Raw genomic sequence first — 18,111 nt, forward strand, 5'->3', positions numbered from 1 at the left:
CCCAAGATTTATCCAGAAACCCGACCGGTCCCGTCTTTTCGGGGTGGAAAGAAAGCTCTATTGTTATGCAGAGACAATACCAATTGTATTTTAATTGTCGACAAGAAATGTGGCGTAAAGCACGGATTTTTTCTATCTTGTTGACAGGAATAACGAAATGGAGTGATTCGCGATGAGTAATTCCCCTGAAAACATCTATTCTACGCGTCTGGCGCGACTCAGGGCACGGATGGCCGAGGTTGGAACCGATCTCGTTGCGGTTGGCCCGACGTCGAACATGGCCTGGTTGGCTGGTGTTTCCGCACATGGTGATGAACGCCCGGTCATGGTGCTGGTCACACGGGATCATGCGGCTTTCCTAATGCCTGCCCTCAACGAGAACAGCGTCCGCCAGCACACGGATCTGCCCTTCTATTGCTGGGTGGATGCCGACGGCCCGCAGGATGCCCTTGAGACCATGCTGGCAGACTTCGGCCTCAATCGGGACGGCGTCTCGGTGGCGGTCGATGAGGCCATGCGCGCCGACTTCGCCCTGTTGCTGCTTGATGCCCTGCCTGCTGCCAAACGCCAGTTTCTCGGTGAGACCCTTGGTTATCTGCGCTGCCGCAAGGACGAGACGGAATATCATCAGCTCAAGGAGAATGCCCTGCTGACCGATGCCTGTGTCACGGCAGCCTTCGCCAGTCTGAAGGTCGGTATGACCGAGCTGGAGGTCGTCAAGTTCATCGATGACTTCTTTGCCGCCAACGGGGCAACCACCGAGTTTGCCAGTGTCTGCTTTGGTGTCAACGGGGCCTTCCCCCACCATGATAGCGGCGAAACCCGTCTGGAAGAGAACATGCCGTTGATGATCGATCTGGGCTGTCGCAAGGGCGGATACCCGAGCGACATGACCCGTTCGGGTTATTTCGGGGCCAAGCCGGAAGGCTATGAAGCCATTGCCGAAATCGTTGAAAGCGCCGTCAAGGCGGCCATTGCCACCGCCAAACCGGGCGTTCGGGCCAGTGCCGTGGATGATGCCGCCCGCTCGGCAATCGCCAAGGCCGGATATGGCGAGAATTTCCTGCACCGTACCGGCCATGGACTCGGCATCGACATCCATGAGCATCCCTATATCTCGGCAAGCTCCGATACGGTGCTTGAGGAAGGCATGGTCTTCTCCATCGAGCCCGGCATCTATTTCGCTGGTCGCTTTGGCGTTCGCCTCGAAGACATTGCCATCATGCGCAAGGACGGCGTCGAGATCCTGTCGGACAAACCGCGCGATCTCATCGCAGCCGTCTGATCCCATCACTACAGGGGGAGAGGAGCCCGGCTCCTCCCTTCCCAATCCCTCCATGCCCCTTTGAGGAGAGTGTCATGACCTATTGCATCTTCCCCGGCATCGCCTGTCGCGATATCACACTGCCGGTGCCGCTTGACTGGGCGCAGCCAGACGGTGAAAGCCTCACGCTGTTCGCCCGCGAGGTGGTCGACCCGACCCGCAAGGACGAGGATCTGCCGCTTCTGGTCTTTCTGCAGGGTGGCCCCGGTGGCAAGGGGCCTCGGCCACAAGGGGGTGGCCCGGTCTGGCTGAAAACGGCGCTCAAGAGCTTCCGGGTGGTGCTGCTCGACCAGCGTGGCACGGGTCGGTCGTCTCCGGTGGAAGGGCGCCACATGCAACGCTTCGCCTCTGCCGAGAAGGGCGCCGACTTCCTGTCCTGCTTCCGTGCCGACAGCATCATTCGCGACTGCGAGCATCTGCGCAAAAGCGTCTATGGCGGGCGCAAATGGTCAACCCTTGGCCAAAGCTATGGCGGCTTTCTGACCCTTTGCTATCTGTCGATGGCACCAGAGGCGCTCAACGCCTGCTATGTCACTGGTGGCCTTGCTGGCATTGATGCCCGGGCAGAGGATGTCTATGAACGCACCTTCCCGCGCGTGGCCGAAAAGAACCGTCATTATTATGCCCGCTATGAGGCCGACAAGGCACAGGTTGCCCGCATCGCCGATATTCTGGCCAGTGAAGACATTCGCCTGCCCGATGGTGATCGCCTGACGGTGCGCCGCTTGCAGACCCTCGGCCTTGGGTTCGGCATGAAGCCCGGCTATGAGGAAGTGCACTGGCTGCTGGATGAGGCGATCTGTGCGGATGGCCAGCTGTCGGAGGGTTTCCTTGCCAGCATCATGGTGGGAACCGGTTTTGCCGCCAATCCGCTGTTCTGTGTTCTGCAGGAGGCGATCTATGGTCAGGACGGGCGGACATCCAGTTGGGCGGCGCAGCGGGAGCGGGAGAAACATCCGGTCTTTGCCGAAACCTACCGGCCGCTGCTGTTCACCGGCGAGATGATGTTCCCATGGATGTTCGATGAAATCCGGGCGCTTCGCCCATTCCGCGACGCCACCATGGCCCTGGCAGAACGGCCGATGAACGGTCGCTTCTACGACAAGGTCCGTCTGGCCGCCAACGAGGTGCCAGTGGCCGCTGCCGTCTATTTCGACGACATGTATGTCGATGCCGGGCTGTCATTGGAGACCGCTGGCCGGGTGGGTAATCTCAAGGCCTGGGTGACCAATGAATATGAACATGACGGGCTGCGTCAGGATTCGCGTGTTCTGGAACGACTGATGGGGCTGGTCGACAACAAGCAATAGGCCCGCTGGCCGCCCTGAGATGGAAAAGAAAAAGGCGCGGAAATCCGCGCCTTTTTGCTATCGATTGCTGAGAATCTCAGAGCACCGTGAAGCCGTGGGCATAGGGGTCGCGATCATCGATGAAGATGGTGTTGAAGCCGGTCTGGCGCGCCCAGCCGCCGATCGATGGTATGATGGCGTCCTTGTCGCCGACCTTGGCGGCTGCTTCCACCCGTCCCTTGAACAGGCTGCCGATGATGCTCTCATGGATGAAGTCATCGCCGACCTTGAGCCGTCCCTTGGCCACCCAGTGGGCCATGCGGGCCGAAGTGCCGGTGCCGCATGGGGAGCGGTCGATGGCCTTCTCGCCATAGAACACGGCGTTGCGGGCCGTGGCTTCAGGGTCCTTTGGAGCGCCGGTCCACAGGATATGGCTGAGCCCGTTGATGGCCGGATTTTCCGGATGCACGAACTGATATTTCGCATTGAGCGCGGCGCGCAGCTTCGGTGAGAAACCGACCAGTTCCCCGGCCGAAAAATCGGCCATGTCGCGGAAGCAGGCCTGTGGTTCGACGATGGCGTAGAAGTTGCCGCCATAGGCCACATCCACCGTGACTTCGCCCAACCCTTCCACTTCCGCAGTCATGCCTTCGGCATAGAGGAAGGCCGGCACGTTGGTCAGGCGAACCTCTTCCACATAGCGCCCTTCCTGACGGTACTCGACGGTGACGAGACCTGCCGGGGTGTCGAGGCGCAGCTTGCCTGGTTCCTTCGGCGTGACGAGGCCGTTCTCGATGGCCATGGTCACCGTGCCGATGGTGCCGTGGCCGCACATCGGCAGGCAGCCGGAGGTCTCGATGAACAGCACGGCGACATCGCAGTCTTCACGGGTCGGCGGGTAGAGAATCGAGCCGGACATCATGTCGTGGCCGCGCGGTTCAAACATCAGGCCTGTGCGAATCCAGTCATATTCCGCAAGGAAATGCGCACGTTTTTCGATCATGTTTTTGCCTTCGAGCCGTGGTGCTCCACCGGCAACCAGACGCACCGGATTTCCGCAAGTATGACCGTCAATGCATTGAAATGTATGATTTTTCATGGTTTCGCCCTGCTCAGGTAAAGCGCTATATGCTACCCTTGGTCTCCAATTTCGTTGACACAATAATCTGTCGACAATTAAAATACAAACATTTGCTTCAGGAGTTTTCAGATATTCGCTAAAAATATCCATCGCAACATCGTCAGGTGACAAGGCATGACCGAGACAAAAGAAAAGAAATCCACCAAGGGGCCCTTCAAGCGCGGGGCTGGCGTCGGCCACGTCTATCAGACGTTGCATCGCGAAATCATCGAGTTGAAAATCGCGCCGGGCAGCCCGATTGACGAATTGCAGCTGGCCGCCCGTTTCTCCATGTCGCGCACACCGATCCGTGAAGCGCTGGTACGGTTGGCTGCCGAAGGGTTGATTACCACCCTGCCCAACCGGGCGACCATCGTGTCCAACATCGATTTCCTCAATCTGTCGCAGTTCTTCGATGCCCTGACACTGATGTACAGGGTGACGACGCGTCTGGCAGCGGCCAACCATGTTCCGGCTGACCTCAAGGAAATCAACCACTGGAAGGATCTCTACGCACAGGCGGTGGAAAGCCGCGATGTCTTCGAGATGATCGCCACCAACCGCGAGTTCCATCTGGCTATAGCCAAGGCCGGACGCAATCGCTACTATGTCGAGCTGTTCACCCGGCTGCTTGATGAGGGGCGGCGCATCCTGCGTCTCTATTACCAGTCCTATAATGACGAGATCCCGCATCTCTATGTCGACGAGCATGAGAAGATGGTGCAGGCGATCATCGACAGGGATCTTGTCCTGTGCGACAGGTTTGCGGCTGATCATGCCGACCAGATTGTACGCCAGATCCAGTCCTACATTTCCGCCGACACCCGCATCAACAGCGCGTTGCCGTTGGGGTGAGCCATCGGAAAGCAGGTGTGAGGCAGCTGAGGGGCAGCCGTCCTGTGGTTTCCCACACCTTGTGGGCTCAGTCTGTCCGTTCCCAGGCCGGGAAGGGGTCATCCAGAGCGGTGTAGGCGCGCGGATCGAACGGCCCCGCCGTGCATGGCTCGGCCAGAGCGCGGTCGAGCATGGAACAGATGCGGTCCCGGTTCATCTCCTTGAGCATGCCGATGAAGACGATCTGCTGCCGCCGGTCGCCATAGACCGGATCCTGCACCGCTTCCAGCTGCTTGCGGCTGGCCCGGTCCTTCGGCCAGCGCTCCTGAGGCACAGACGCCCACCAGTAGCCAAGCGGTGAAGTGCGGGCGATGGTTCCGGCAAGGCTGTATTCTCCGACGATGTGAGATCGGGTCGCCAGCCAGAAATGGCCTTTGGCGCGGATGACCCCGGGCAGCGGCGTCTGGGTGAACTCATGGAATTTCTCCGGCAGCAACGGGCGGCGGGCCGTCCAGACAAAGCTGGTGATCCCGAACTCCGCATCCTCCGGCAGATGGTCGGCAAAGCCGTTTAGTTCCTTGAACCATTTGGGATGCTCATGGGCGCGCTGGAAGTCAAAGAGGCCGGTATTGAAGATGGCTTTGGTGTCAACGGCGCCAAAGTCCGTTTCGATCAGGCGGGCGTCCGGGTTGAGCCCGTGCACGATGCCCCGGGCCGCCTCCCGCTGCTCGGAAGTGGCATCAGAGATCTTGTTGAGAATGATGATGTCGGCAAATTCGATCTGGTCGACGAGCAGATCGGCCAGCGTACGCTCATCGTGGTCGGACAGATCCGGTCGCAGACTTTCTCGGTCTGCAAGAAAGTCCTTCGAGCCGAAATCCTTGAGCAGATGGATGGTATCAATCACCGTGACCATGGTGTCGAGCCGGGCGACATCGTTGAGGCTGCGACCGGACTCGTCGCGAAACTCGAAAGTGGTGGCCACGGGCAAAGGCTCGGAAACGCCGGTGCTTTCCACCAGCAGATAATCGAAACGGCCCTCTTCGGCCAACTGCCGCACCTTGATGAGCAGATCGTCGCGCAGGGTGCAGCAGATGCAGCCATTGCTCATTTCCACCAGCTTTTCATCCGACTGGCTGAGAGAGGATTCTTCCCGCACCAGATCGGCGTCGATATTCACTTCGCTCATGTCATTGACGATGACCGCGACCTTGAGGCCGTTGCGATTGTTGAGGACGTGATTGAGGAGGGTCGTCTTGCCCGCGCCAAGAAAGCCCGAGAGCACGGTGACGGGCAGGCGCCGGTCGGATTTGCGTAGCTTGAACATCTGTCACCCATGGGAAATGTTATAACGTCGCAGATATCGATTTCCCCACGGCCCGTCAAGCAGGCAGGAAGGCATCCATGCCCTTAAGTGCCTGTGGCAAATTGTCTTTTAAGGGAAAAGACGGCAGTGAGGGCTGCCGTAGATCGCATAAAAAACGGCGCCATCCTGAAAGGAGGCACCGCCTTGAGTTTTGAGAGAGTGTTATGGGGCTTGTTTTTATCTTTGACCGTTGGCCTGTTGCCTGTCTGGCTCCGGATTACTGGGCCCAGGCGAACTTCTGGACAACCGGCAGGCGGAGGGCGTAGGCACCGCTGCCAAGCAGGGCGATGACCACGTTGGTGATGGCCCAGAACAGCGGGAACTCCCAACCGCCACCTTGGCTGGAAAATACCCAGCCGTTACCGGAGTGAACGACCAGAGCGCCGAGCAGAGGAGGCAGGGTCAGTACAGCGACCGCGCGAGTGGCAACGCCGAGGATCAGAGCGGCGCCGCCAGCCACTTCGGCCAGAATGGTCAGATAGGCAAAGATGCCGGGGAAGCCGAGGCTTTCAAAAAAGCCGACTGTTCCGGGAATGGTGAAGATGAAGATCTTCATCAGGCCATGCGCAAGCAGCAGGGCACCAGAGATAACGCGAAGAAGGAATGCGGCGTATGGGGCGGTATTGGTGTCGATCATGTAAGTGTTCCAACTGTGGTTGCGTGCAGTCTTTGCACTGAAGAGAATGGGGTTGTCTGTCAAATGGGAGGGCCTCTATCGCAAGGCCCTCGCTGTTTTGGGGATTGATCGCCTAGCGCAGACCGATCTGCTTGTAGAAGGTGTCGTTATCCCAGAAGAGATATTCCTCATCCATGATGCCATCCTTGGTCCAGTGACCAACGGTGGCCATCGTCAGCTTGTAGGCCTTGCCTGTCGGCTGGATGAACTGGCCGTTGCCGATTGGCATCGGTTCCGTGAAGGTGCCAGCAATTTCACCAACGACACCGGTCCATTCACCCTGTCCGATACGAACCGGATGCTTGTCGATCTTGGTATCCGGGGCGAACACGAAGAAGGCCTTCAGGTCTTCGATATGGCGGTCAATTCCGTTTGTGCTGTGTCCGTCCGGCCAGTGAACGACGATGTCCTTGGCGTGGCTTTCATGCAGGCGATCCCATTTCTGACCGGAGAAGACTTCGAAGTCGAGGGTATCGAAGGTCTCGAGATTCTTAGCAATGCGGGCTTCCTCTGACTGGTAGTGAGACAGCTCCTTGAGGGCTTCGGTCACAGGCTTGGCGGTATCGGCGGCCAGAGCGGAGCTGGAGTAAGCACCGATGAGAGCCAGGGCTGCAGTCGAAAGGGTCATGATTTTTTTCATTGTCTCGTTCCGTTTCTTGTTCTTGTTGTTTTCTTATTCTTGTTCTTTTGGGTCTTGCCGGTTCGTTTTTTGTTTTTGTTGTTGAGGCATATATGGCCTAGAAAATCATTCAATGAAATGGAGATTATATGGAATGACTGTCTACAAATTGTTCTTAATTTATGTGCGGGGCAGGACGCACTGGTGCTGATCGCGGCAAACCGGCAAAAGTCGCACAGGTGCCGTCGAACCATTGACAGGCCGGTTGCAGCAGGAAGCGGTGAGAAGGAGGGAAAGGGGTTGCAAAGGCAACCGTACGCGGGCCGGGTGGGCGCTCAGGGCTTCACATAGCGCAGGATCGTTTCGACGATCATCTCGCGCTGGGCCGGGACATCAGCCTCGTCCCACAGGTCCATGTCGAAGACTGCCCGCCATGAATAGCGGTTGGACACGCGCATGAAGCAGTAGGAGGAAATCAGGAAATGCAGGTGCCATGGGTTGATGCCAGGCCGGAAAATGCCCTCGGCCTCGCCACGTTTGAGCAGATCACGCACGGTCTCTATGGCAATCGCATTGCGCTCTATCAGGCTCTTGCGTCCGGTGATGTGGCGGCCCATCTCGATATTCTCGACCGTGACCAGCCGGACATATTCCGGGTGTTCGGCGTGATGGTCGAAAGTCACCTCGACCAGCCGGCGCATGGCTTCTTCCGTCGGCAACTCGTCCAGATGCAAGCCCTGTTCCTTGCTGCGCACCCCGCCATAGGCTTCTTCCATGACGGCCGCATAGAGCTTTTCCTTGCTGCCGAAATGATAATAGATCATCGGCTTGGTGGTTCGCGTTCTGGCGGCTATGGCATCGACTCGCGCCCCGCTCAGACCCTTTGCTGCGAACTCCTCCATGGCGGCATCCAGAATATCTCGCCGGGTGGTCTCCGCTTCCCGACGTCTGGGAGAGGCGGGAGGCGGAACGTCCTGCGCCTCTTCCTCTTCGGTGACGGCAAGTGGTTCGGTGGCGCCAGTCAGGGCCAATGCTTCCTGCTCGGCGGTAGCATCGATGGCGACCAGCTCGGACCGGGCCGAGCGGAATTCCTGTTCCAGATCCCGCAGCATGGCGCTGGCAATCTTGACCCCTTCCGCAAGGTCAACAGCACCTGTGGAACGCTCGATCACCTTGGCGCGCTCCCGGTATTGTGGGTGATCCCAAAGGTCTCGCGGAACCTTCTTGAGAATACCCACCCGCCCGTTGCGTCCGATCCGGACATTTTTTGGAAGCTTCGCCATTTTTGCCTCAAGTCTATGGATGGGAGGTATGGAAACCCTTCCAAAGTATGGATTTTTTGATTTAGCAGTATGGATGATAGGCACTTCCTGTCAGTTGTCAATATCCTCTTTTCTGATGGGGACTGCACGGAGAAAGTTTGGAATTGTCCGCAAATATGCCGATTGATACCGCAAAATCAGGCGAATTTGAGCTTGTTTACAAAAGATTGGCTGAGAACATTTTTCACATCAGGATGCGTCCGGTTGTCGCAATAGTGGTAAATTATAATCTTGTTTATTGACATTATCTACCAGTAAGTAGTGTTCTAAGAAGGTGCTGTTGTGACGGTATGGATGATTGGGAGACCATCCAGTTGCAACCCATCGGGCTCGCCCGTTGACCACTTGCTATCGAGGAGAAAGGAAACGGTGGGGAATGCGCCGTTTCGCCGTTCAACCGGAAAGAACGGTTTTCAAAAGGGAGGCATTCATGAACAAGACATTTGCGAAGCTGGCAATCATGGCCGTCGGGATCGGGCTCGCATTCCCGGTCATGGCCGCAGACTTTAATTTCAAATTCGCCCATTCTCAACCGGACAGCTCGGTTCGGCACAAATCCATGTTGTTCTTCAAGGAAGCCCTTGAGAAGGAAAGCAAGGGCCGGATCTCGGTCGAAGTCTTCTCGGGCAGCCAGCTTGGTAGCGAACCGGAAGTCATGGACATGGTCAAGATGGGGACTGTTCAGGGGACTCGTGGCGGCGCTTTCACCAAGGCCAACAAGAAATTCCTGATCTATACCCTGCCATTCCTCTATGACAGCACCGACGCGGTGCTCAAAGCCATGCGCAGCGATTTCGGCACCCATATTGCCGATGCCGCCAAGGACAATGGCTACTATATTCCGGCCACCGGTGTGGCTGGCGGCTTCCGCGTTGTCACCAACAACAAACATGCGATCAACACGCCTGACGATGTCGCAGGTCTTAAAATCCGCACACCGGGCATCGAGACCATCATCAAGACCTTCGAAGCGCTGGGTGCCAGCCCGACCTCGATTCCCTATGGCGAGGTCTATATGGCCCTGAAGATGGGCGTGGCCGATGGTCAGGAAAACCCGCCAAGCAACATCTCGGTGATGAAATTCTATGAAGCCCAAAAGTATCTCTCACTGCTCAACTACCAGATCCATCCGGATCCGCTGTTCGTGAATCTCAAATGGTATGAGAGCTTGCCGGACGACCTGAAGACCGTGTTTGACAAAGTCTCCCGCGAAGCCATGGAATGGAGTGACGAGCATTGGCTTGCCTCCGAGGCGGACTATCTGAAATTCCTCGGTGACAAGCTGGAAGTGAACGAGGTTTCGGCCGACAACCGCGCCAAATTTGTCGAAAAGGTGCGTCCGGTCTGGGATTTCTATATCCAGAATGGCACCTTCTCCGAAGATGAAGTCAAGCAGGCCATCGAGGCTGGCAAATAGGCGCGCCCGTAGCGCCCTGATCGCCTTTTCAGGCCGGAGTGGCCATGGTCACCCCGGCGTCTGACAGAGACCACCCAAACCATCGGAAAGCTTTGACATGTCCGGTCCCGCCCCTGCCTATCAGGTGCATCCAGTGCTTCGCGCCGAAAAACTGTTGATGCAATGCCTGACGTGGCTCCTGACGGCTCTCTTCGGCCTCATCTTTGTCATGGTCGTCATCCTCGTCATCATGCGCTACGGCTTCAACTCCACCATTGTCGGTGGCAGCGAAGCGACCGTGATGATGTTCATCTACACCACCGCGCTGGGTGCTGCCGTGGACATCGCCCGCGGCAAGCATATCCGTATTGATGCCCTGATCGACAGCCTGCCGCCGCGTGCCAAGGCCTGGCTGGAAGGGATCAACCTGATCCTCATCGGCATTCTGCAAGCGATGCTGCTCTATTACAGCATCGAGTGGATTTCCGTTGTTGGCAGCAGCGAAGACCCGGTTCTGCATATCGCCGAGGGGCTCGTTGAAGTGGCCATTCCCATCGGCTGCGCCTTTGCCATCCTGTTCTCTATCACCCGTCTGATCGCCCTGATCATGACACCTCTTGCCGACCCCTCAAACTAGCGATGTGACATCCCATGCTCTTGCTCATTGGCAGTCTTGTCCTGTTCATGCTCATCGGTGTTCCCATCGCTTATTCGATGGGGCTCTCGGGGCTTCTCTATTTCCTTGTCTATCAGCCCGATCTCATCGCCGTGCTGCCCGCTCGCGTCTATGCCGGTATGAACAGTTCGGTCATGCTGTCACTGCCGTTGTTCATCGTTATGGGCCATCTGATGAACCACGGCGGGCTCACCGGTCGGCTGATCGAATTCTGCATGCTGTTCGTTGGTCGCCTGCGCGGCGGCCTGGGGCTGGTATCCGTGCTGACGGCGATGGTCTTTGGCGGTATCTCGGGCTCCTCGGTCTCCGATGCCGCCTCGATCGGTCAGGTGATGATCCCGGCCATGAAGAACAAGGGCTATCCGGTGCGCACGGCCACTGGCCTCATTGCAGCCTCGTCGACCATGGGCATGATCATCCCGCCGTCCATCCCGATGGTCATCTATGCCTTTGCCGCCTCCGAGTCGGTTGGGCGCCTGTTTCTGGGCAGTCTGATCGCCGGTGTCATGGTCGGTGTCTTCATGCTGGGGATCGTGCTGATCATCGCCCACCGCAACAGCTTCCCCTGTGAAGAGGTGGATCTGGCGCCAGCCCGGGTTCTGCGCAGCACCCTTGAAGGGTTGCCTGCGCTTCTGATGCCGCTGATTGTTGTCGGATCGGTGGTCACCGGCATCGCAACGGCAACGGAATCCGCTGCCGTTGGCGCTCTCTATGCGCTGCTGGTCGGCCTGTTTGTCTATCGCGGCCTGACCTTCCGGGACCTGCCCAAACTGTTTGGCGAGGCCATTCTCAGCTCGGCCAACGTCATGATCATCATCGCCTTTTCCGGTGTCTTCACATGGATCCTGGCGCTAGAACACGTGACGCAAATGATCGGCATGCTGTTTGTCCAGCTCCAGCTAGGTCCGACCACGGCGATGCTGGCGGTGGCAGTGGTCATCCTGCTGATCGGCTTTTTCGTTGATGTCAGCCCGGCGATCCTGCTGCTAACGCCGGTGTTCCTGCCTGCGCTGAAGATGCTCGGTGTTTCACCGATCCAGTTCGGTGCGGTGCTGATCTCCGGTCTGGCCGTGGGGCTGGTGACGCCGCCGGTCGGCATGTGTCTCAATGTCTGTGCCAGCGTGTCGGGCGAGAGCATTCTGTCAGTCTTCCGTGGTGCGCTGCCCTTCCTGTTGGCCAACTTTCTGGTGGTGCTGCTGCTCTGCCTGTTCCCGGCTCTCAGCACCTGGTTGCCCGCGCTGCTGATGGGGTAGTGACCGAGCCTTCTCCGAAAAGCAAAACCCCGGAGCAATCGCGATGCTGCGGGGTTTTGTTTTGTCGATCGTGCGGCGTGGGGTACAGGGTGTGGTGTTGGCGATCGGCTAGTTGAGCCCGGCAACCCGGCCCTTGGTGACCCATTTGAGCAGACCGATCAGGCCGAGCGGAATGAGCGTCGTGATCATGATGGCACAAAAGGCCATTGCCATGCCAAGACCGGCGGAGCCCTGATCGAACTGGGTCCAGATATAGACCGCGATGGTCTGGAAACCGATGGGCGCGACCAGCAGCGAGGCGACCAGCTCGCGCGAGGCTACGGCAAAGACAAGGATCATCGAGGTGACCATGCTGGGCAGGATCAGCGGCAGGATGATCCGCACGAAGGCCTTGAGCGGCCCGGAGCCGCAAACCCGAGCTGCCGATTCCAGATTGTCGCCCAGCTGATGCAGGGAGGCCGTGGCATAGCGCACCGGCTGCGGCAGCAGGATGCAGACATAGGCAAGAAGCAGGATGAATGGCGTGTTGTAGGGTGTGACCGGCAGCCACGGCTGGTTCCACGCCAGAATGATGCCCACCGCAACCACCACGCCGGGCAGGGCGTTAGGTGTGATCGACAAAGCGTCCAGAAACAGCCGGAACCGTCCGCGCCCCTTGACCACGGAATAGGCCGTGATGGCCCCGAACAAGCCAGCCAACAGAGCCGTCGAGCTCCCAAGCGCCAGCGAGTTGCCAAGGGCAATCAGCCCGTCGCTGCCACGCCCAAGCAGGGCCTCGAAATTGTGCAGCCCCATGTTGTCGAGCGCCAGACCGCCGGAAATGGTCCGCGTCAGGGCCGTTGCCAGAATGGCCAGAATGGGCAGGCCGGTGGCAAGAAAGGCAATGAAGCCGAACGCCAGACAAACCGGGACGGACCAGATGCCGAGCGGCCGCTTGTCGGAGGCCTGCGGTTTGCCGCTGACGATGCGATAGTCGCGACGGGTCAGCAGCCAGCGCTGCACCATGAAGGCCACCAGCGCCATGCTGACCAGCACCAGCGACAGGGTCGCCGAACCGGGCAGATCGATCGGCCATTCCGATATACGGTTCTCGATACCGGTGACCAGCACCTCGAACCCGATGCGACGGCCAAGCGCGGCCGGGGTGCCATATTCCTCGATCGACATGGCAAACACCAACAGCAGGCTGGCAGCAAGGCCCGGCATGGCCAGCGGAAAGGTGATGCGCCAGAAGGAGCGCCATTGTCCCGCGCCAAACACCCGACCGACATCGCTATAGCGTGCGCCGATCGTCTCGAAGGTGCGCGAAAGCACGAAATAGACCACGGAGAAGGTGTTGAGGCCCATGATGAGCATGATGCCGGGGACGGAAAAAAGCAGACCAGCCAGATTGAGCCCGGTCAGCTGTTCCATATAGCCGCGCGGCTGCAACGTCATGATCCAGCCAAGCGCTGCGATATAGGGCGGTATCATGAACGGGATCAGCAAAAGCGCATCCCAGTAAATGGCGCCGGGTACGCGGAACAGGGCCCTGAGGGCTGCCAGCGGCACCGCAAAGATTGCCGCGCAGACAACCGTGCCGATGCCGAGGATCAGCGTGTTGCGCGCAAGGCCAAACAGCGCCGGATCGGCGAGGGTCTTGAAGAACAGTGAGAAGGGAGCGGCCAGTGAGCCGCTCCCGATGTCGGGAAAAATCGCCTGTATGATGATGAACAGGCAGGGAACTGCAACAACGAGCAGCAACCCGAAGGTGGCAATCCATCTGAGGAGGGCGCTGCCTTCTGCGCCTGTCGCTGCTGCCTTTGCCATCAGTTGAAGATGGCCTTGAAGCCGTCAAGAACCGCATCGCGTGCCGGAGCGCCTTCGCTGGACAGCAGTTTCAGATCGCCGATCAGCGGACGGTCAACCTTGATGTCGGTGCGCGATGGCATCAGATAGACCTTGGCAACCGCTTTCTGGCCTTCCTCGGAGAGCACATAGTCGATGAAAGCCTTGGCGTCGTCCTGATTTTTGGAGGATTTGAGGATCATCATCGGACGCGGAGCGACCACAGTGCCGCTTTCCGGGAATACGATGTCAACGCTCTCGCCCTTGGCCTTGGCGCCAAGTGTGATGTAATCGACGGCGGCGAAGACGGCGGCCTTGGAACCCTGCAGAACCGGGTTGAGGGCTGCGGCGTTGGCACCGGCAACAATTGCGCCATTGTCCTTGATGCTCTGTAGCACGCCGTTCATGTCATTTGCAGCAAAGGCTTCAACCAGCGAATAGGTGCCACCGGAAGCGGCGGCGTCCGGCAGGGTAACCATGTCCTTGTATTCCGGCTTGGCAAGATCGGCCCAGTCCTTGGGCACAGGCAGACCGGACTTGGTGTTATAGGCAATGCAGATGCCGGCAACGCCCTGGGCAACGGCGGTGTCGGTCTTGAGGAAATCAGGAACAGTCTCGGCATTCGGGCTGGTATAGGGCAGCAACAGGCCCTTGGCAGCGAAAGACGTGGCTGTGCCCCAGGACGCGGAGATCACCACGTCGGCAACCGGGTTGGAGCTTTCGGCTTCCAGACGTGCCATGACCTTGCCGGTGGTTGCCTGAAAGACATTGGCCTTGATACCGGTCTTGGCGGTGAAGCCCTTGGCAAGATCGTTGATGAGAGATCCCGGACCGGCAGAATAGACGGTGACGTCAGCCTGAGCGGCGGTCGAGGCCAGAAGGCCGAGGGCAAAAGCAAAAATGGTAGAACGCATGAATTGGCTCCAATGAGTTGGTTACGCCACGGCTGGGAACCAGCGCAGCTCATTTGGTGAATAGGAAATATCGAGTATGTCTCCGGCCTTGACGCTGATCGAGCTGACAAGGCGGATGAGGTGATCGGTCCCGGCAATGCGCAAGGTGAGGGCGCGTCCGGTGCTGCGCGTCTGGGCGCGGAGTACTTCGGCTTTCAGAGTGGCGGGACCCTCGGACCCGAGACGGATGGCCCGCTCGGGCAGAAGCAGATGGGCCTTTTCGTCGGCACCCGGCCCCTCGGGCAAGACAATGGCGGTGTTCTCGATGAGCCAGCCGTCAGCGCCACGACAGGCGGGCAAAAGGCTGCCAAGGCGCAGGAAATCGGCAACGGCGGCGGTCGCCGGGTTGCTCACGAGCGCGTCGGGCGAAGCCAGTTGTTCGATGTTGCCACCGCGCATGACGGCCACATGATCGGCCAGCGTCAGCGCCTCGGCATGATCATGGGTGACATAGACTGCACTGAGATTGAGCTCGGATACCAGATCGCTCAGTTCCTCGACCATTGTCTCGCGCAATTCCCGGTCAAGGTTGGAGAGCGGCTCGTCAAACAGCACAAGCGGCGGCTCGGCAACAATCGCCCGGGCGATCGCCACGCGCTGCTGCTGGCCGCCGGAAAGATCGGACGGGCGACGATCCGCCATGGCACCAAGGCCAACCCGATCAAGTGCCCTCTTCACCCGGCTTTCGCATTCAGCCCGAGAGAGCTTTTGCATTTCCAGCGGAAAGGCCACGTTCCTGGCGACCGAAAGGTGCGGCCAGAGGGCGTAATCCTGAAAGACCATGCCGAGCCCGCGTGCTTCCGGGGGCAGGGCAATGCCTCTGGCGGGCGCTGCGACCAGCCGACCAGCGATTTCGATTTCGCCCTCGTTGGGGAGCAACAGCCCGGAGATCAGCCGCAGCAGTGTGGTCTTGCCACAGCCCGACGGGCCTAGAAGGCCCAGCACTTCACCTGCCTTGAGGGAAACATTGATCCCGTCGAGGACTTTGTCCTGTCCGTAACTCATGGAAATGGCGTGAAGGGAAAGGGCGGGAGCGGAGGAAGCGGTCATGAAACGGGGCTTTGTTAAAATAGGAGAAACTGGTTCGGGAATGGCTGTTGTTGGGCGGTCTATAGGAGCTCTATATGACAGTCGTGTGAAGCTTTGATGTCACCTGTCACATTGCCGCCTCGCTGCCGTGCGCTACTGGCGCTGCACGTCAAAAGCCTTTACGCAGATCGTCCGAGCAGGCATAGTTCCGCGATCGCCCAGAGCTGAAGCAGAAGGATACGGTTCCCTCAATGGCATCTCCGATACTCTCAAAGGCCCGCAACCTGATGGCGGATCCGCTGGCCCGACCACGTCTGGTGCTGGATGAGCAACCTGCCGATGTCTATGCGATCGGTGATATTCACGGCTGTATTTCTCTGCTGTTGCAGCTGGAAGGGATGATCATTGAAGAGGCCAAACGCCGCTCCACGCCAACCCTGATCGTCTATGTCGGGGATCTGGTGGACCGCGGGCCGGATTCCCGTGCCGTGATCGAGCACTGCCTGACATCCGCCCTGCCGGACAATGTCGAGCGTCTGGTGCTGTGCGGCAATCATGATCTGACCTTCAGCGAGTTCCTGCTGGAGCCATCGCTTTCGAGCCCGTGGATCAACTGGGGCGGCGCAGCCACCCTTGCCTCCTACGGCGTCGATCTGGAAGATTTCGTGGCGGCCGGGTTGCCCGAGGGTGTGCTGTCTGCATGGTTGTCAGACCGGATCCCGCTTGAGCACATGGCGTTTCTGGCCCATCTGCCAACGGTTCTGAGCATGCCGTCTGCCCATATCGTCCATGCGGGTCTTCGCCATCACGCCTCGCTGGAAGAGCAGACGGAGCGCGATCTGATGTGGAGCCGGGAGCTGTTTCTGGTGGACGAACCTGCATCTGATCGCTGGGTTGTCCATGGTCACACGCCCTTCGAAACGCCCGAAATCGGTCCGGGGCGGATCGGCATCGATACCGGTGCAGTTTATGGCGGCGCACTGACGGCCGTTCATCTGCAGGCAGAAACCTTTCGCTTCATCAGCGTTCCGGCCAAGGGCTAGCGGAGTTGAGCCAGAGGAACTGGCCAGAGGAGTATGGTTGGAGGAAGCGACCAGAGGCACAGCAAAGCCCAGACCGAAGCAACTCGGCATAGCCTACTCGTCGGAACCACCCGCACTCCGGGCTTCCTTCCCTTCCATCAACTCGCCATCGGCAAAGACGATGGTCTGGGGCGTCCGGGTGCGCATGGGTGAAATGGGAATAAACTGCCCCTTGTCCTCGCTATCCACGGCGACGCGCTGCGTCAGGCGCCAGATGGTGAACAGCAGGATGCCGATATGGGCGATGGTTGTCGAGACAAACAGCCCGTCTGGCCCCTGTATCGACATCAGCACACCGCCGAGCAGCGGCCCAATCATCGTGCCACACCCCATCAGCAGCAACAGACCGCTACTGGTCTGCAAACCCTCGGACGGGTCCGCATGGTCGTTGGCGTGGGCCACGAGCACCGGATAGAAGGAATAGACTGCGGCTCCGAAGATGGCCGAGTAGATGATTGCCAGCTCGGTTGTGCTTGGGGCATGGGTGACGAACATGCTATCCGAACCGATGGCAACCAGCGCGATCAGGATGACGACCAGTCGGCGGTCGATCAGGTCGGAGAGAAAACCGATGGGGATCTGGGCGGCTGCACCGGCCAGAATCGAGGCGCTGACAAAGAACGCAACGCCGGAAACGGAAAGGCCGATGTCACGCCCATAGACCGCCGCCAGCGTGCCGAAACTGCCGTTTGAAATACCGGTCAGCAGCACGGCAATCACGGCCACAGGCGAATTTCTCCAGAGCCGCGCAATGTTGAGCTGCGCCCGCGCCAGAGGGGCAGGGGCCTGCGATTTGGTGAGCGCGGTCGGCAACAGGGCGATGACGTAGAAGATCGAGGCCACCGTGAACAGCTGGAATGTTTCCGGTGTGCCGATGGCAATCACCATCTGGCCTGCCGTGCTGGCAAACAGGTTGACCATGGTGTAGGTGCCGAAAATCATGCCGCGGCTCTTGGGGTCGGAACGCTCGACCAGCCAGCCCTCAACGATCATCGCCGCGCCGGCAAAGGCGAAACCGGCCAGTGCCCTCAGAATGATCCAGGCATAGGGAAAGACCAGCAGCGACGACATCAGCACAGAGATACAGGCCATCGCGGCCATCACGCTGAAGGCGCGGATATGCCCAGCCCGTGTCACGATCTGCGGCACCATCAGGCAGCCGGAAACATAACCGACGGCCCAACCGGTCCCCAAGAGGCCGAGATTGAAGCTCGAAAAGCCTTCGATCCCACCTCGTACCGGCAACAGCATCCCGGTAAGGCCTCCGGCAAAGAACAGGAATGCGGATCCGAGCAGGAGGGAAGCGATGGAAAACAGGCTGCGAGACACGGGGAAGACCTTCTTG

At 59.0% G+C, this 18,111-nt stretch carries 16 protein-coding genes; 7 read left to right on the forward strand and 9 right to left on the reverse strand.

Translation table 11 applies throughout. The features are described 5' to 3' along the window. The first annotated feature begins 172 nt into the window (after positions 1–172). Positions 173–1,285: a M24 family metallopeptidase gene (locus DSL70_RS16235; RefSeq protein WP_119309007.1), complete on the forward strand. Its 1,113-nt coding sequence runs from the start codon at positions 173–175 to the stop codon at positions 1,283–1,285. Between the two features lie 74 nt (positions 1,286–1,359). Continuing rightward, a complete protein-coding gene (locus tag DSL70_RS16240) occupies positions 1,360–2,634 on the forward strand; it encodes an alpha/beta fold hydrolase (protein WP_119309008.1) in 1,275 nt (424 codons plus the stop codon). 76 nt (positions 2,635–2,710) lie between these two features. Here the strand turns inward: DSL70_RS16240 and DSL70_RS16245 are convergent, their stop codons facing one another. Beyond that, positions 2,711–3,712, reverse strand: coding sequence for a 4-hydroxyproline epimerase (locus DSL70_RS16245; protein WP_119309009.1), 1,002 nt, complete (start codon positions 3,710–3,712; stop codon positions 2,711–2,713). A 156-nt stretch (positions 3,713–3,868) separates the two neighbouring features. Here DSL70_RS16245 and DSL70_RS16250 point away from each other — a divergent pair, with 156 nt between their 5' ends. Continuing rightward, the gene (locus tag DSL70_RS16250; RefSeq protein WP_119309010.1) at positions 3,869–4,588 is read left to right on the forward strand and encodes a GntR family transcriptional regulator; all 720 of its coding nucleotides are present in this window, start codon (positions 3,869–3,871) and stop codon (positions 4,586–4,588) included. Positions 4,589–4,655: 67 nt separating this feature from the next. On the opposite strand, the gene DSL70_RS16255 is transcribed toward DSL70_RS16250, so the two are convergent. The 4 genes from DSL70_RS16255 to DSL70_RS16275 all read right to left on the reverse strand — a co-directional run bounded on the left by DSL70_RS16255 (position 4,656) and on the right by DSL70_RS16275 (position 8,511). After that, positions 4,656–5,894 (reverse strand): GTP-binding protein, encoded by a 1,239-nt coding sequence (locus tag DSL70_RS16255; protein ID WP_119309011.1) that lies wholly within the window; start codon positions 5,892–5,894, stop codon positions 4,656–4,658. 256 nt (positions 5,895–6,150) lie between these two features. Then, the gene (locus DSL70_RS16260; RefSeq protein ID WP_119309012.1) at positions 6,151–6,570 is read right to left on the reverse strand and encodes a DoxX family protein; all 420 of its coding nucleotides are present in this window, start codon (positions 6,568–6,570) and stop codon (positions 6,151–6,153) included. A gap of 112 nt (positions 6,571–6,682) precedes the next feature. Further along, complete coding sequence (locus tag DSL70_RS16265; protein ID WP_205563297.1) at positions 6,683–7,237, reverse strand: ester cyclase; 555 nt, start codon at positions 7,235–7,237, stop codon at positions 6,683–6,685. A gap of 326 nt (positions 7,238–7,563) precedes the next feature. Then, positions 7,564–8,511 (reverse strand): TetR/AcrR family transcriptional regulator, encoded by a 948-nt coding sequence (locus tag DSL70_RS16275; RefSeq protein WP_245418241.1) that lies wholly within the window; start codon positions 8,509–8,511, stop codon positions 7,564–7,566. A gap of 469 nt (positions 8,512–8,980) precedes the next feature. Between DSL70_RS16275 and DSL70_RS16280 the strand changes: the two genes are divergently transcribed. The 3 genes from DSL70_RS16280 to DSL70_RS16290 all read left to right on the forward strand — a co-directional run bounded on the left by DSL70_RS16280 (position 8,981) and on the right by DSL70_RS16290 (position 11,875). Then, entirely contained in the window at positions 8,981–9,967 is a 987-nt protein-coding gene (locus DSL70_RS16280) for a TRAP transporter substrate-binding protein (protein ID WP_162916800.1), read from the forward strand. 97 nt (positions 9,968–10,064) lie between these two features. Continuing rightward, the gene (locus DSL70_RS16285) at positions 10,065–10,583 is read left to right on the forward strand and encodes a TRAP transporter small permease (RefSeq protein ID WP_119309016.1); all 519 of its coding nucleotides are present in this window, start codon (positions 10,065–10,067) and stop codon (positions 10,581–10,583) included. A 14-nt stretch (positions 10,584–10,597) separates the two neighbouring features. Further along, on the forward strand, positions 10,598–11,875 hold the full coding sequence (locus tag DSL70_RS16290; protein WP_119309017.1) for a TRAP transporter large permease: 1,278 nt from the start codon (positions 10,598–10,600) through the stop codon (positions 11,873–11,875). Positions 11,876–11,983: 108 nt separating this feature from the next. Here DSL70_RS16290 and DSL70_RS16295 read toward each other — a convergent pair whose 3' ends face one another. From DSL70_RS16295 to DSL70_RS16305, 3 genes are read right to left on the reverse strand one after another with little or no spacing between them, the layout of a single operon-like run. Then, a complete protein-coding gene (locus DSL70_RS16295) occupies positions 11,984–13,684 on the reverse strand; it encodes an ABC transporter permease (RefSeq protein WP_119309018.1) in 1,701 nt (566 codons plus the stop codon). After that, positions 13,684–14,616: an extracellular solute-binding protein gene (locus DSL70_RS16300; RefSeq protein ID WP_119309019.1), complete on the reverse strand. Its 933-nt coding sequence runs from the start codon at positions 14,614–14,616 to the stop codon at positions 13,684–13,686. Before DSL70_RS16300 ends, DSL70_RS16295 begins: the two co-directional genes overlap by 1 nt. 21 nt (positions 14,617–14,637) lie before the next feature. Further along, the gene (locus DSL70_RS16305; RefSeq protein WP_119309020.1) at positions 14,638–15,705 is read right to left on the reverse strand and encodes an ABC transporter ATP-binding protein; all 1,068 of its coding nucleotides are present in this window, start codon (positions 15,703–15,705) and stop codon (positions 14,638–14,640) included. Positions 15,706–15,935: 230 nt separating this feature from the next. On the opposite strand from DSL70_RS16305, the gene DSL70_RS16310 reads away from it, so the two are divergent. Further along, on the forward strand, positions 15,936–16,727 hold the full coding sequence (locus tag DSL70_RS16310) for a metallophosphoesterase (RefSeq protein ID WP_119309021.1): 792 nt from the start codon (positions 15,936–15,938) through the stop codon (positions 16,725–16,727). A gap of 93 nt (positions 16,728–16,820) precedes the next feature. Here the strand turns inward: DSL70_RS16310 and DSL70_RS16315 are convergent, their stop codons facing one another. Next, positions 16,821–18,095 (reverse strand): MFS transporter, encoded by a 1,275-nt coding sequence (locus tag DSL70_RS16315; protein WP_205563298.1) that lies wholly within the window; start codon positions 18,093–18,095, stop codon positions 16,821–16,823. Positions 18,096–18,111: the final 16 nt, after the last annotated feature.

This window comes from Cohaesibacter haloalkalitolerans (assembly GCF_003574655.1).
In the GTDB taxonomy this organism is placed as follows: Bacteria; Pseudomonadota; Alphaproteobacteria; order Rhizobiales; family Cohaesibacteraceae; genus Cohaesibacter; species Cohaesibacter haloalkalitolerans.

Excerpts from the sequence above, each read along its gene's own strand:
- DSL70_RS16280 (WP_162916800.1), top strand. The coding sequence starts at position 8,981 with ATGAACAAGACATTTGCGAAGCTGGCAATCATGGCCGTCGGGATCGGG.
- DSL70_RS16275 (WP_245418241.1), bottom strand. The coding sequence starts at position 8,511 with ATGGCGAAGCTTCCAAAAAATGTCCGGATCGGACGCAACGGGCGGGTG.
- DSL70_RS16305 (WP_119309020.1), bottom strand. The coding sequence starts at position 15,705 with ATGACCGCTTCCTCCGCTCCCGCCCTTTCCCTTCACGCCATTTCCATG.
- DSL70_RS16295 (WP_119309018.1), bottom strand. The coding sequence starts at position 13,684 with ATGGCAAAGGCAGCAGCGACAGGCGCAGAAGGCAGCGCCCTCCTCAGA.
- DSL70_RS16300 (WP_119309019.1), bottom strand. The coding sequence starts at position 14,616 with ATGCGTTCTACCATTTTTGCTTTTGCCCTCGGCCTTCTGGCCTCGACC.
- DSL70_RS16240 (WP_119309008.1), top strand. The coding sequence starts at position 1,360 with ATGACCTATTGCATCTTCCCCGGCATCGCCTGTCGCGATATCACACTG.
- DSL70_RS16255 (WP_119309011.1), bottom strand. The coding sequence starts at position 5,894 with ATGTTCAAGCTACGCAAATCCGACCGGCGCCTGCCCGTCACCGTGCTC.
- DSL70_RS16260 (WP_119309012.1), bottom strand. The coding sequence starts at position 6,570 with ATGATCGACACCAATACCGCCCCATACGCCGCATTCCTTCTTCGCGTT.
- DSL70_RS16265 (WP_205563297.1), bottom strand. The coding sequence starts at position 7,237 with ATGACCCTTTCGACTGCAGCCCTGGCTCTCATCGGTGCTTACTCCAGC.
- DSL70_RS16285 (WP_119309016.1), top strand. The coding sequence starts at position 10,065 with ATGTCCGGTCCCGCCCCTGCCTATCAGGTGCATCCAGTGCTTCGCGCC.
- DSL70_RS16250 (WP_119309010.1), top strand. The coding sequence starts at position 3,869 with ATGACCGAGACAAAAGAAAAGAAATCCACCAAGGGGCCCTTCAAGCGC.
- DSL70_RS16235 (WP_119309007.1), top strand. The coding sequence starts at position 173 with ATGAGTAATTCCCCTGAAAACATCTATTCTACGCGTCTGGCGCGACTC.
- DSL70_RS16290 (WP_119309017.1), top strand. The coding sequence starts at position 10,598 with ATGCTCTTGCTCATTGGCAGTCTTGTCCTGTTCATGCTCATCGGTGTT.
- DSL70_RS16245 (WP_119309009.1), bottom strand. The coding sequence starts at position 3,712 with ATGAAAAATCATACATTTCAATGCATTGACGGTCATACTTGCGGAAAT.
- DSL70_RS16310 (WP_119309021.1), top strand. The coding sequence starts at position 15,936 with ATGGCATCTCCGATACTCTCAAAGGCCCGCAACCTGATGGCGGATCCG.